At 65.2% G+C, this 13,346-nt stretch carries 7 protein-coding genes; 1 reads left to right on the top strand and 6 read right to left on the bottom strand.

Translation table 11 applies throughout. The annotated features are described in order from the left end of the window. Window positions 1–3: 3 nt before the first annotated feature. Window positions 4–1,158: an iron-containing alcohol dehydrogenase gene (locus V5279_RS42760; RefSeq protein WP_338692999.1), complete on the bottom strand. Its 1,155-nt coding sequence runs from the start codon at window positions 1,156–1,158 to the stop codon at window positions 4–6. A gap of 1,163 nt (window positions 1,159–2,321) precedes the next feature. On the opposite strand from V5279_RS42760, the gene V5279_RS42755 reads away from it, so the two are divergent. Beyond that, entirely contained in the window at window positions 2,322–2,624 is a 303-nt protein-coding gene (locus V5279_RS42755) for a DUF6916 family protein (RefSeq protein WP_338692997.1), read from the top strand. Here the strand turns inward: V5279_RS42755 and V5279_RS42750 are convergent. The 5 genes from V5279_RS42750 to V5279_RS42730 form a co-directional block, all read right to left on the bottom strand. Continuing rightward, window positions 2,606–3,163: a GNAT family N-acetyltransferase gene (locus tag V5279_RS42750; RefSeq protein WP_338692995.1), complete on the bottom strand. Its 558-nt coding sequence runs from the start codon at window positions 3,161–3,163 to the stop codon at window positions 2,606–2,608. The two genes, V5279_RS42755 and V5279_RS42750, sit on opposite strands and share 19 nt — an antisense overlap. A gap of 7 nt (window positions 3,164–3,170) precedes the next feature. Beyond that, window positions 3,171–3,701: a phage tail protein gene (locus V5279_RS42745; protein ID WP_338692992.1), complete on the bottom strand. Its 531-nt coding sequence runs from the start codon at window positions 3,699–3,701 to the stop codon at window positions 3,171–3,173. 12 nt (window positions 3,702–3,713) lie between these two features. Further along, window positions 3,714–4,202 carry a phage tail protein gene (locus tag V5279_RS42740; protein ID WP_338692990.1) on the bottom strand — a complete coding sequence of 163 codons (489 nt, stop codon included), beginning with the start codon at window positions 4,200–4,202 and terminating at the stop codon, window positions 3,714–3,716. Between the two features lie 42 nt (window positions 4,203–4,244). After that, window positions 4,245–4,742: a phage tail protein gene (locus V5279_RS42735; RefSeq protein ID WP_338692988.1), complete on the bottom strand. Its 498-nt coding sequence runs from the start codon at window positions 4,740–4,742 to the stop codon at window positions 4,245–4,247. Between the two features lie 382 nt (window positions 4,743–5,124). Then, entirely contained in the window at window positions 5,125–13,194 is an 8,070-nt protein-coding gene (locus V5279_RS42730) for a cadherin domain-containing protein (RefSeq protein WP_338692987.1), read from the bottom strand. Window positions 13,195–13,346: the final 152 nt, after the last annotated feature.

Raw genomic sequence — 13,346 nt, 5'->3', positions numbered from 1 at the left:
GCTTTAGGCGGCCATCATCAGAATCTCGCGGATCTGGGATGGACTGTCGATCTTGCGCGGATTGCGCGGCACCCAGGGCGTGCGCATCGCACCCGCCGCGATACGGTCGAAATGCTCGGGGCCGACGTGCACCTCCTGAAGGCTGCGCGGCATGCCGAGGTCGCGGATGAAGTGGTCGAGCACGTCGCCGGCATCCTCGCCGGGGTAGCCCATCGCAGCCGAGACCAGCGCCTGCCGGTCGGCATTGTCGGGCTTGTTCCAGCGCATCACCGCAGGCAGCATCACGCATGACGTGTAGCCGTGCGGCACGTCGAACTCGGCGCCGAGCACGTAGCCGATGCCGTGGCTCGCGCCCATCGGCACGCCGGACGCGAGCGGGCCGGTCGAGAGCCAGGTGCCGATCTGGCAATCCATCCGCGCCGAAATGTCCTTCGGGTCGGCTTTCACCCGCGGCAGGCCCAGCGCCAGCATCTCCAGTCCCTTCAGCGCCTGGGCGTCGCCGTAAGGATGCGCCTCGCGCGAGCAGATGCCCTCGACGCAATGGTCGACGGCGCGGATGCCGGTCGACAGGAACAGCCAGTCGGGCGTGTGTACCGACAGTTCAGGATCGAGGATGGTGGCGCGCGGCATCACCAGCGGATGGCGCAGCATCTCCTTCTGCCGCTTGGCTTCGTTGGTGACGCCGGCGATCGAGGAGAACTCGCCGCCGGCGATCGTGGTCGGCACGCTGATCTGGCGCACGACAGGCGGCTTCATCTCGGGCGCGACGCCGCCATGGGTGCGGATCGCCTCGATGCCGTCTGATGTCGTGACGTTGTTGGCGAGGCATAGCTGCACCGCCTTGGCACCGTCGGTGATCGAGCCGCCGCCGATGGTGACGATCAGATCGGCCTTCGCATCACGCGCCTGTTCCGTCGCCGCGATGACCGCGGCACGTGGCGTATGCCCCGGCATCCTGTCGAAGGTGGCGACGCAGCGCGCGCCGAGCGCCTGGCGGACCTTCTCGATCTCGTCGGTTTCGCGGTTCAGGGTGCCCGACACCATCAGGAAGGCGCGCTGCGCGCCCAGCCGGTCGAGCTGCTCGACGATCGCCTCAGCGGCGGGGCGCCCGAACACGACCTCGTCCATGGCGCCGAATACGACACGGCCTCGATGCACGCGCCTGTCCTCCCTTAGGATGCTCCGCCTTGTTGGCGGCGCTTTGCGGGCAGGTTAGCGGAGGAAATCGGGGTCGTCATCAGGTCCTCCAGGTCGCCCGGTCGGAGGCGCCGCATCCACCGCGTCGTCCTGGCGAAAGTGGGCGAACCGTCATCCTGAGGAGCGGCGCCAGCCGCGTCTCGAAGGATCGACGGCCGCTAGCCGGGCCGTGCACCCTTCGAGGCTCGCCCAGCGGTGCAAGTGCACCGCAAGGCTCGCACCTCAGGATGACGGTATTGGCTGATTCAAGTGTCCGACAGCGAAAAGCATGCGCTTCCGCATCCTCGCGGCGCGCTGCGTCCGAGTCTTGCGTTTACTTGCCCTCTCTTAAGACAGAGGGCGCAGGGAAAGCCGGGTGCCGATCGCACCCATGGGCCCCGAGCAAAAGGTAGCAAGCTCGGGGGTAGGACCACAGGTGTAACCGGAGCAATCCGGCTTTCCCTGCGCGATGGGTTACGGCTTATTTCGTGCTCTCCCCGGCGAGACTGGGCTTGTTTGTCACCGCCTTCACAAGACGCAATTGCGTCTCACAAGGGGACACCGGCCGCTAGGGCGTCAGGACCACACGACTTCACCGTCCGCTTCGCGTGCTCTCGTCAGTCACACGCTCGGCGTCCACCGCATCTCACACCACGTTCGTGACGATCGCGAAGCGCCCCTCGATCGGGTGAGATGGGCGGATTCATACACTGAGTTGTGTTTCTGATAAAGCGAAATATTTTTACCCGAGGGGCTTGCGCCGTCGGGCAACTCAGTGGCTCGCTCGCGTGAGGGACGCATCGGCGGCAGGGTTCCCTCTCCCCTTGCGGGAGAGGGTTAGGGAGAGGGGTGCCACACGACGCGCTCTCTCCGTATCTGTCACGGCGACAGCAAACGAAATTTTGCGAGGGCGGTGCGCTCATCGAACAGTTTAGCCCGGGGCCAACCCTCCCCCGCAAGGGGGGAGGGAGCCTTGCCAGTGTGCTCACCTTACGTCATCCCGGGGCTCGCGAAGCGAGAGCCCTCAGGTGCGCAATTGCGCACCGGGGAATGACGATGAGAGCTTCGAGTTGGATGACTGACGGAAACCTTGACGGCAATATCGCGCGGCGTGTTACACGTCGAATGCAATTGGGAACGTGCGCATGACATCCACCGTCGACCTCGCGACATTGCGGATTGATGACTTCACGCCGCATCAGGACGCGGAGTTCGAGATGCAGGCGGCGGAAGGCGTCGTGGCGCTGAAGCTTGCCAAGGTCGAGCCCGCGGGCAACAGCGGCCGGTCGGGCGGCGCGTTCTCGCTGCTGTTCGCGGGCCCGAAGGGAGCCTGGCTGCCGCAGGCGATCTACTCCGTGCATCATCCGGCGCTCGGCATGATGGAGATCTTCCTGGTGCCGATCGGGCCGGTCGCCGACGGCAACGGCTATCAGGCCATTTTCACCTGACGACCGGAAATTCCTGCGGCGCGCCAGCGCATCAGATCGTACACGCCCTTGTCTTCCTCGGTGGTGAAGCCGAGCCGGCGGTAGAGCCGCATCGCCGGGTTGAATTTCTCGACATGGATCGAGACATCCTTGCCGGCTGCATCCGCCTCGTCGATCGCGTCGCGCAGCAGCGCCTCACCGTAGCCGTTGCCGCGATGGGCCGGCATGAAGGCGATGTCGATGATGCGGTGCTGGTTCGGCCAGCGCTCGATGTAGAGCCGGCCGATGTCCTCATCGTCGCGCGCGATCACCAGCCAGTCGGCATTTGGATAAAACTGCTGGTAGTGTGCGTGCTGGGCCTGGAATTGCTGCTCGAGAAAGGCCGCCTTGTCCGCCTCGCTCCACGGCACCGGCGCCAGTTCCTCGGCGCGGGTCGAGGCATAGAGCCGGCCGAGGAACGGCAGATCGGCCTCCGACAGGCGGCGAAACCGGCAGCCGGATCGAGCCGCGCGCGCCCAGCCGAATGCAGGTGCGTCAGTGGAGGAAGCGGGGAGCGCCAAAACGACCTCAGCCCCGTGGTGGGAAGACGCCTTGCAGCGAAATGCAGAAATTCAGCGTGAGGTAGGGCATCAGATTGTTGTGCGGCAGGCCGGAGCCCGTCAGTCCGATCATGTTGGTGCTCATCTGCACCAGCGTGGGCGTCGGAGTGCCGACGACATAGGCCGCGCCGTTCAATGATCGTGCGATGCCTCGGGTCGATGTCGGCGCAGCCTGGTCCGCCTGCAGGTTGATCGCCATCATGTCGTGGGGGTGCGAGGCGAGTTCCGTTTGCAGCAGAGTTACCGTGTCGGAGCCGCCGTTCTCGCCGAGGTCGTACAGCGAGAGGCCGGGTCCCTGTCCTGGTGCCAGTGGCGCGTTGCCCTGCATGTTCGGAAGCGCGAAGTTCGACGTGCCGTTGCCGCCATAGGTGGTGCCGAGCAGCGAGAACAGCGCCGTGTTCTGCGAGAGCGGCACAAGCTGACCGTTGCAGAACGCCCAGCCCTTGGGGGCGAAGTTGAACGGAAAGATGCGGATCTCGGCGACGAAGGGGTCAGCCATGGTGTCGCGCTCCTAGCTCTGGCTCGGGAAGATGCCGAACAGCGAAATAATGAAACCGACGCACAGAAAGGGCTGGATGTTGCTGTGAGGCTGGCTGCCGCCGGCCGGCCCGATCACCACCGGACTCAGCGGCGTAGTCGGCGTTTGCTCCTTGTAGAGCAGCAGCGCGCCGCTCATCTGGTCGAGCACGTTGCCTTGCGGATTCGAGCCGCTGCCGGTGTTCGTTGACGCCTGCATCGTATGGGTATGTGCCGGGATCGTCTGCGTCGTGAGGGTGACTTGCTCGGCGCCGCCGATTTCGCCGATCGTGAACGCGGTGCCCGCATTGGTGCCCATATGAAGCGGCAGCCGGCCACGCAGGTCGGGGACGGCAAAGGTGTTTTGGCCATCGCCGCCATAGGTGGTGCCGATCAGGTTGAACAGCGCGTCATTCTCGGAGATCGCCAGCAGGCTGCCGTCGCAGAACTGCCAGCCGGCCGGCGCGAAATTGCCGGCGAACATTTTGATTTCGCCTATAAAGGGTTGTGGCATGAGAGATCTCCGTCAATTCTGCGAAGGGAAGACGCCCTGCAGGGCGATGCAGAAATTGACCGTCAGGAAAGGTTGCATGTTCTGATGGGCCTGGCTGCCGCCGACCGTGGAAATGCTTCCCGGCGCGAGCGCGGTCAGCGCCGTGGGCGCGGCGTATGCGTTGTTCAAGGCGCCGAGAACGTTGTTGGCCGGCACCAGAAGTGCGCCATTGGTGTTGGTGGCGTTCGCGATGTGGGTGTGCTGCGGCATTTCGTTGATCGAAAGCGTGTGTGCCTGCTCGCCGCCGAGTTCACCGAGCACATGGCCGTTGCCGACATGCATCGGGGTGCGGCCCTGCAGATTGGGGAGCCCGAAGGTGGTCTGTCCGTTGCCGCCGTAGACAGTGCCAAGCAATGAAAACAGCGCCTGGTTCTGATTGAGCGGAAGCAGTTGCCCGTTGCAAAAAGCCCAGCCCTTGGGAGCAAAGCCGAACGACATCATGCGGATTTCGGAAAGAAACGGATCAGCCATCGGTCCTCCGCGAATACGTCGTAAGATTTATGAAAAATACGAGACAATGATGCCGTGTCGACAGCGTGTGCACGATAGCGTGTTTTCTACGAAGTGCAACCTCAACGATTGTGCCGGGTTGGCAATTTTTCTTCAATCGCCGGTTGAGCGTGGCTTGCGAGCCGCGATTGCTGGCACGCGATCCTTAGTGTGCGATCCTTGTGCGATCACTGGCTGCGGAGTTCACGTCATGAAACGGACATCTGCGAGCGCATCCTGCGCGATGATCTGAGTTCTCTGCGGCGGGAATCCGGACTCGACCGCGCCGAACGAACAACGCCTGCCGAAGCGATTCGGCAGGCGTTGTCGTGGTCGATGTTATCCTGGTCGATACGGCGTCCGATCAGACGATCAGGTCATGATGCAGCTGGGTCTGGACGTGATTGTCGGTCGGCATGCCGCCCATGGCGGCCAACACCGTCTCGTGTCCGGCCCACGGGTTGGGGGCATCGGAATGCCCGCTGAACAGATCTGACAACGCTTGGGTGTTCGTCGCGTGGCTGGTGTCGGTCTGCGGCGCCGCCTGGGCGAATGCCGAGAAGTTGAAGCTCTGCCCCATCGCCGTGTTGGCAACCGGCGCGCTGGCCTGCTGCTGGCTCGGGGCCACGGTGGTCGGCACGAACACGAAGTTCTGCTGGGCCTGACCGGGATCCATGCTGTGGTCCTTCGGCAGGTCAGTCGCGGTCGGCAGCCGGCGCTCGCCGTCGGCGAGGTTGATATACATCAAATCATTGGCATCGGAGGGCGAGGTCAGGTCTGCGAGGCCGATCACGTGTCCCAGTTCATGCACAACGGCGGTCAGGAGATCGAGATGACCCGCCGCTGCCGCCGACGGATCGGTCTGCAGATTGCTGCCGGACGCATTGAGGGCGTGCGTGAACTCCGAATTGTCCGATGGGGTCGGATCGACGAACCAGCCGTGGCCGGCGGCATCGACATCGATCGTAATGTGGCCGGAGCTTTCCAGGCCGACGACCTGGCCAGCGAGGTCCGCGACGCTGAAAGTGACGGCATGCAGCGCGGCGAGTTGACCCGCGCCGGCGCCTGCCTTCGCCCATTGGGCAATAGCCGCCGACACGACCGAGTCGAGCTCGCTCTGGGTCAGGTGGGTTTCGCCCGCCGTCGGCGAGGCTGCCGCAACGCCACCCGAACTGGCGAGCAGGAACTGCGCGCCGCCAAAATAGCCGCCGCCTGCGGATTGCCCGGGGTCACCGATGGCCTGTGTGGCAACCGCGCCGTTTCCGGTGCCGGTCACGGTGTTGTTGCTCGCCACGTAGCTCGCGACCGCCGAGAAATTATACGGCGTGCCGGCATAGTTGGGACTGCCGATCAAGCCGGTTTTCGAAACGCCCTCCTGCTCGAGGAAGATGCCGGCGACCAGGCCGAGGCCCGTATTGCCGCCGAGATCGACGGTGTTCTTCAGCGCGCCGGCGCCGCCGATCGTGGCGTTCAGCAGATTGTTGTCGCCGCCCGCTCCGGTATTTGAGCCGTTCTGCACATAGATGCCGGCAAACCCGTTCGTCGAATCGAGCGTATCGACCGTGTTGCCCTGGATCACCGCGGTCATGTCGCCGGCAGCGCCGTTATGCACCAGCGTATAGATGCCGCCGACGACGCCGGAGATATGATTGTTGGTGATGGTCGTGCTCGACGAACCCGCGCCGTCTTCGAACACGCTGATGCCGTAGCCCTGCGTCGAACCGCTGCCGGCAGAGCCTTGCGTGCCGATCGTGTTGCCGCTGATCGTGCCGGTGAAGTGCCCGTCGGTGCCGGTGCCTTTGGTGACTGCGAGAGCCCCGCCCAGAGCGCCTTTGATGGTGTTGTTCGAGATGTTGTAGGTCAGCGTGATGTCGTTGGCTGCGCCGCCGCCGCCGATCGTCAGGCCGCCACCGCCGCTGACGATGTTCTGGTTGGTATTGCTGAAATTGTCGCCCGTCATGACCAGGTCCGACGACACCGTGCCAAGCAGATTGAGCTGGAACATGTCGCCGCGCGCGGAGGTGACGGTCGAGTTCTGGACCGTAGCGTTGAACGTGCCGCCGGTCGCCTGGAAGGCGATCGCGTCGTTGGACGCATTGCCGGCCGCGGAATTGGTCGCGAAGGTCGAGCCGGTCACGGTAATGCGGTTCAGCGTCTGGCTGCCGTCGTTGAACACGTGCAGGGCATCATAGGCTGCGCCGGTGAGGGTCGAGTTCGTGATCGACGCCGTGCCGGACAGGCCGGTGAAGTAGACGTCGCCCTCGCCGATGCCGCCGACGCTGGTGCCGTTGGTGCCGGTCACCGTGGTGTTGCCGAGGGTGAAGCCGGTGACGGCGGTGCCGACGATGCCGTAGTTCTGGAAGTCGTGCATCGACACGTAGGAGATTTGCACGTCCTTGGTGTTGTTCAGGTAGATGCCGCTGCCCTGCGTGGTGCTGCCGTCGGCGCCGGTCTTGTTGGCGATGGTGCCGCCGCTGCCCGCCGTCGAGCCGTCACCGGTGACGTGCAGGCCGCCATTGCCGGCTGCGGTGCCGGTGTTGGAGAGGATGATGCCGTTGCCGGAGCCGCCGCTCGAGGTGATGCTCTTGAAGGTGAGGTTCGACGAGCCGATCTGGGTGTTCTCGACGTCGAGCGCGGTGCCGGTGCCTGACGTGATCGAGTTGGCGGTGCCGGTCAGCGAGATCGTGCCGCCATGGGTGAAGCTCATGCCGGCGCCGCTGGCGGTCTTGACCGTGATGTCGGACATCGAGACGGTGCCGACATTGAAGCCGTCGTCGCTGATGCCGATGCCGGTCGAGGCCGAGGTGTCGATGCTGACGCCGCTGATGCTGTGGCCCGACGTGCCGAGCAGGTCGATGCCGTTGTCGGCGCCGGTCACCTTGATCACCGGATCGGTGCCGGTTGCGGTGTTGGCGGTGACCAGGGCACCGGTCACCGGGTTGGTGAAGGTCAGGGCGTGGCTGCCGCCGACCAGGTTGACGCCGTTGGCGAGGTTGATGCCGTTGGCCTCGGTGTAGGTGCCGGACCTCAGCACGACGTAGTCGCCGCTCCCTGCCGGGTTCGCCGCGTTGAAGGCGGCGATCGAGGTGTACGGGTCGGCAGCGGTGCCGAGATTGTGGCTGTTGGCCAGCGCCGTGGCCGAGTTGTCGATGTAGAACACCTGCGGCACGACGCCGACATGGAAGGTCTGGGCGCCTGAGGTGAGCGGCCCGCCGGTGCCGGTGTGGCCGTTGTCGCTGACGTTCAGCGTGACGGTATCCGAGCCGGCGAAGCCGTCATCGCTGTTGTATGTCAGCGTCGCCAGCGCGGTGTTGACCTGTGCGGCCGTGCCGGTCAGCGTCACTGTGTGGCTGTCGTTGTTGGTGAAGCTGGCCAGCCCCGTGGTGGTGAAGGTCAGGTTCGCGTGGCTGGAGGAAATCGTGGCCGTGACGGTGCCGGGGTCGGAATCGACGTCGGCGACCGAAAGGCCTGATATCGCAAAGTCGGTGTGCGAGAACGCAGTGCCGAGCGAATTGTCCGCCGGCACCGCCGCGGTCGGCGCATCGTCCACGGCGGTCACGCTTTCCGTCGTCGATGCCGTCCCGGTGTTGTTGCCGCCATTCGCGGTGCCGCCGTCATCGTGCACGGTCAGGCTATAGGAACGCGCGGTGCTGTCGGGATTTTCGCTGGTGTTGTTGAACTGGATCAGGTCGAGCACCGCATTGTAGTGCGCCAGCGTGTCGGTGCCGGTGAAGCTGATCGTTTCGGTGCCGGCGGTGCTGGTGATGTCGAAGTGGATCCCGCCGATGTCGCCGCTGGTGCCGGCGTGACCTGCGATCGAGAGCGCGTCCGACGCCTTCAGATTGTTCAGCACGAAGGTCGCATCGGTGATGTTGTTGCCTTCGGCGTCCGAGATCGTCAGGTTTGGCGTGATCGTGACCGGCGTAGAGGTCGAAGCCGGCGTGCCGTTCGGCGGCTCGGAGAATCCGGTGATGGCGCCGAAGCTGACGACAGGCGCGTCGTTGACCGGCGTGACATGGATGGTCGAGGTCGAGGTGTTGCTGTTGGCGCTGCCGTCGTTGACCGTGAAGCTGACGGTGCGATCTGCGCCGGACGGGTTGTCGCTCGAGTTGAAATAGGTGATCGAATCCAGCGCGGCCTTGTAGTTGGCAACGCTGGAGGAGCCGGTCAGCGTCAGCACGCCGGTCGCGGAGTTGTACGATCCGCTGATGCCGTTCTGGTTGACGAAGCCCAGCACATCCTGGCCGGCGGCGAAGCCGCCGGTGATGGCAACCGTCGCGCTCGACATGCTGGCACTGTCGACGTCGGAGACGTTGACCGACGCATCGATCACGGATGCGGCCTGGTTCTCGGTATAGTTCAGCGTGCCGCCGGCCGTCGTGACCGGCGGATCGTTGACCGGGGTGACATTGATGGTGTCGGTGACCGCAGCCGAGTTGGCGGAGCCGTCATTGGTGATGATGGTGACCGTGCGCGCCAGGCCCGACGGGTTGTCGCTGGTGTTCTGATAGGTCACCGAGGCGAGCGCCGCCTGGTATTGGGCAAGCGTGGCTGTGCCTGTCAGCGTCAGCAAGCCGGTTCCCGCATTGAACGAGCCGGTGATGCCGTTCTGGGTGGTGAAGGCGAGGACGTCCTGGCCGTTGGCGTAGTTGCCGGTGATCTGCACGGTCGCGCCGGCCAGCGTGGCGTTGTCGACGTCTGTTACGGTGATCGCCGGGTCGAACGCGGTCGCGGCCTGGTTCTCGGTGTAGTTCAGGGTGTGGCCGGCGACCACAACGGGCGGGTCGTTGACCGGGGTGACGTTGATGGTGTCGGTCACCGGGCTGCTGTCGAGCGTGCCGTCATTGGCTGTTATCGTGACGGTGCGCGCCGCGCCCGACGGGTTGTCGCTGGTGTTGTGATAGGTCACCGCGGCCAGCGCGGCCTGATAGTTGGCGACCGTGTCGGTGCCGGTCAGCGTCAGCGTTCCGGTCGCGGCATTGAACGTGCCGGTGATGGTGGCGGTGTTGGCGAAGGCGAGCACGTCCTCGCCGTTGACGTAGCCGCCGGTGATCTGCACCGTCGCGGACACCAGATTGGCGTCGTCGCCGTCGGTGACGGTGACGGCCGAATCGAGCACGGTCGCGGCCTGGTTCTCGGTGTAGTTCAGCGTGTGGCCGGCGGTGACGACCGGCGCCTGGTCGACAACGACCGCGATGGTGAAGGTCTGCTGGTTGTGCAAGGTGCCGTCGCTGGCATCGACCGTGACGTCATAGGACGGATCAGCAATGTTGATCTTGGTAGGATCGGCGACCGTGACCTTGCCAGTGGCCGCGTTGATGGTGAAGGCGCCGCCGGAGGTGTCGCCGACCAGCGAATAGGTCACGGCGGGACCGTTGACGTCGGTCGAGGATGCCGTCACGCCGGTTCCCGAGCCGGCCGGCGCGCCGATCGCGACCCGGTTGACGCCAGCGTCGCTATCGACCGGGGTCGATGGCGCGACGTCGGTGACGGCGATGGTGAAGGTTTGCGAGTTCGCCAGCGTCCCGTCGCTGGACTGGGCAACGACGGTGTAGCTGCCGCCCGAGCTTTCGAAATCGATCTTGGTGGAATCGGCGACAGTGATGACGCCGGTCGTCGCGTTGATGGTGAAGCCGCCACCAGAGGTGTCGCCGATCAGCGAATAGGTCACCGCCGGGCCATTGACGTCGATCGACGACGCGGTGATGCCGACGGTTGAGCCGTTGGCCGCGCCTTCGGTGATCGAATTGGCACCGGCGTCGGCATCGACCGGGGCCGACGGCGGGGCGTCGTTGACGGCGATGGTGAAGGTCTGCGAGTTCGTGAGCGTGCCGTCGCTGGCCTGCGCAGTCACTGTATAGGCGTGGCCGGGCGCACTTTCGTAATCGAGCTTGGTCGGGTCGGCGACGGTGATGACGCCAGTGGTGGCGTTGATGGTGAAACCGCCGCCGGAGGTGTCGCCGGTCAGCGAATAGGTCACGGCCGGACCATTGATGTCGGTCGACGACGCGGTGATGCCGACCGTGGTGCCGGCGGCGGCACCTTCGACGACGGTGTTGGCGCCGGCGTTGCTGTCGACGGGGGCCGACGGCGCGACGTCGGAGACGGCGATGGTGAAGGTCTGCGAATTCGTCAGCGTGCCGTCGCTGGCCTGCGCGGTGACGGTGTAGGCATGCCCCGCCGCGGTCTCGTAGTCGATCTTGCTGCTGTCGGCGACGGTGATGACACCGGTCGCGGCATTGATGGTGAAGCCGCCGCCGGAAGTGTCGCCGGTGAGCGAATAGGTCACGGCCGGGCCGTTGATGTCGGTTGCCGACGCGATGATGCCCACGGTCGAACCGTTGGCCGCGCCTTCGACGACGCTGTTGGCGCCGACGTCGCTGTCGACGGGGGCCGACGGCGCAACGTCGGTGACACCGATCGTAAAGGTTTGCGAGCTCGCGGTCGTGCCGTCGCTGGCTTGCGCGGTCACCGTATAGGAATGGCCCGCGCCGCTGCTCTCGTAATCGATCTTGGTGGGATCGGCGACAGTGATGACGCCCGTCGTCGCGTTGATGGTGAAGCCACCACCGGAGGTGTCGCCGATCAGCGCATAGGTCACCGGCGGACCGTTGACGTCGGTCGACGATGCGGTGACGCCGACCGCGGTGCCGGCGGCGGCGCCTTCGGCAACCGCATTGGCGGCGGCATCGCTGTCGACCGGGCTCGACGGCGGGGCTTCGTTGACGCCGATGGTGAAGGTCTGCGAATTCGTCAGCGTGCCGTCGCTGGCCTGCGCGGTGACGGTGTAGGCGTGGCCGGGAGCGCTTTCGTAGTCGATCTTGGTGGGATCGGCGACGGTGATGACACCGGTGGTGGCGTTGATGGTGAAGCCGCCGCCGGAAGTATCGCCGGTCAGCGAATAAGTCACGCCGGGACCGTTGACGTCGGTCGAGGACGCGGTGATGCCCACCGTGGTGCCCACGGCCGCGCCTTCGACGACGGCGTTGGCGGCGGCATTGTTGTCGACCGGGGTCGATGGCGCGACGTCGGTGACGTTGACGGTGAAGGTCTGCGTGCTCGCCAGCGTGCCGTCGCTGGCCTGCGCGGTGATGGTGTAGCTGCCGTGCGAGGTTTCGAAATCGAGCTTGGTCGGATCGGCGACGGTGACGACGCCGGTCGCCGCGTTGATGGTGAAGCCGCCGCCTGAGGTGTCGCCGACCAGCGAATAGGTCACGGCTCCGCCGTTGATGTCGGTCGCGTGCGCCGTGACGCCGACGGCGGTGCCCGCAGCCGCGCCCTCGGTGACCGAGTTGGCGGTGGCGTCGGTGTCGGTGGGGGCGGACGGCGGGGCGTCGGTGACGTTGATGGTGAAGGTCTGCGTCGACGAGGTCGCGCCGGCCGTCGCGTGCACGCTGATCGTGTAGGCGTGGCCGGGCGCGCTGCTCTCGAAGTCGAGCTTGGTGGGATCGGCGACGGTGACGACGCCGGTGCTCGCGTCGATCTTGAAGCCGCCGCCGGAGCTGTCTGATGTCAGCGAGTAGGTGGTTGCGGGGCCGTTCGGGTCGACCGCGGAAGCGGTAATGCCGACCAGCGTGTTGGCGGCGGCGCCCTCGACGACGGCGTTGGCGGCGGCATTGACGTCGACCGGCGTAGAGACCGGCAGGTCGTTGACGTTGATGGTGAAGGTCTGCGAGCTGACGCCGCCATGGCCATCGCTGGCCTGCACCGTGATGCTGTAGGCGTGGCCCGGCGCGGTCTCGAAGTCGATCTTGCCGGAATTGGCGACGCTGACGACGCCGGTGTTGGGATCGATCTTGAAGCCGCCGTTGGAGGTGTCCGCCGTCAGCGAATAGGTGACGCCGGGGCCATTGACGTCGGCCGCCGCTGCGGTGATGCCGACCAGCGTGTTGACGGCAGCGCCTTCGTTGACGGCGTTGGCGGCGGCGTTGCTGTCGGTCGGTGTCGACGGCGGCGCATTGCTGACCGCGATCGTGAAGCTCTGCGACGAGACGAAGATGCCGTCGGTGGCCTGCACATTGACGACATAGCTGCCGCCGGAGCTCTCGAAATCGACCTTGGTGGGGTCGGCGATCGTCACCACGCCGGTATTGGCATCGATCTTGAAGCCGCCATGCGAGGAATCGGACGTCAGCGAATAGGTGACCGGGAGGCCGATCAGGCTGTCGGAATGTGCGGTGATATTGACCGAGCTGTTGACGGCGGCGCCTTCAACGACCGTGTTGGCGCCGGAATTGGTGTCGGTCGGCGCCGACAGGAAGCCGTGGATCGGCGGAAAGGGCGTGCCGGGAGGGCAGCCGAGATAGAGATATTGCAGACCATACGCATCGACGAATGCCTGCGCGGACGGATCCAGGATGATATTGCCGCTCGGATCAAGATGGAGTTCGGGACGGGTTAAACCACCGATTGTATAGGCGGGTATGGTCGTCATGTGCACTCCTGCAACCGGCGTGGAAGCCAGTCAGTATTTACAATTTTTGGATACGGGGACGTGTGAAGCCGTTCACACGTTGAAGTTGATCGGCCGCGACTGGAGACCGCATCGACTCGCTCGCAATGTGGGAAAGCCGCGATGTCCGCGGA

Source organism: Bradyrhizobium sp. 26S5 (assembly GCF_036923295.1).
Classification (GTDB): Bacteria; Pseudomonadota; Alphaproteobacteria; order Rhizobiales; family Xanthobacteraceae; genus Bradyrhizobium; species Bradyrhizobium septentrionale.
The sequence above is the reverse complement of the archived record's forward strand: the minus strand, read 5'-3'. Positions and strand labels throughout refer to the sequence as shown.